Raw genomic sequence first — 862 nt, 5'->3', positions numbered from 1 at the left:
TCTCCTTGGTATGAAGAATACTTCCGTTTACGACGAATACGAGCACTTAAACCAAGGACCTTCATCAGACGTTGGACCTTCTTATGATTCACTACAAAACCACGATTCCTCAATTCAAGAGTCATTCGACGATAGCCGTAATTCCCTTTATGCTCAGTAAAAATAGATTGAATTTCAACTTTAACATCATAATCCTTATCGCTTTGATCGAGCTGTTTTAAATGATAATAATAAGTTGAACGGGCAAGCTTAATAATCTTTAGAAGAATCTCTAAAGCAAACTCTGTTACCAATCCTCGGACAATTTCCGTTTTTCTTCTTGCTCTTTTTCGTCCCTCAATCGGAGTTCTCTCAACTTTTTTAGAACCGCATTCTCCGCTCTCAAGTACTCATTTTCTGCTTGAAGACGTTCTAGTTCTGTCATCTCTTCGGGTTTCTTCTTTGGCTTACGTCCCATTTTAGGTATCCTTCCTCTTGTTTTCTCAACAATAGTATACCCGTTTTTCTTATATTGTGCTATCCAATTATGCAACATTCCAACACTTGGAAGAGCATAATCTAGAGATACCTTTATTTGTGAACGACTTTCAAGCAGAACTTTATCAATGATTTCTTGTTTTAGTTCGGGAGAATAGTAACAATTCTTTCCTTTTTTGACGATTTCTATTCCATAACGATCAATCAATTTAATCATGTACTTAAGATTAGAAATGTTTATCCCAAATTGATTTGAAAGCTCTTTGAAGCTTCGCCCTTGTTTTTTATGTTCATAGATCTGAACTTTATCTTCATAAGTTAATTTCATAATAAAAACACCCCAAAAGTTAGATTTTTTTCTGTCTAACTTTTGGGGTGCAGTTCA

General features: G+C 35.0%; 1 pseudogene. It reads right to left on the bottom strand.

From position 1 onward, the window contains the following. A pseudogene (locus QM870_RS10200) lies at positions 1-805 on the bottom strand (IS3 family transposase); the annotation flags it as partial. Positions 806-862 lie beyond the last annotated feature (57 nt).

Origin of the sequence: Streptococcus parasanguinis (assembly GCF_047463195.1) — a bacterium.
GTDB classification, from domain to species: Bacteria; Bacillota; Bacilli; order Lactobacillales; family Streptococcaceae; genus Streptococcus; species Streptococcus parasanguinis_R.
This window is presented reverse-complemented; position numbering and strand designations above follow the sequence as displayed.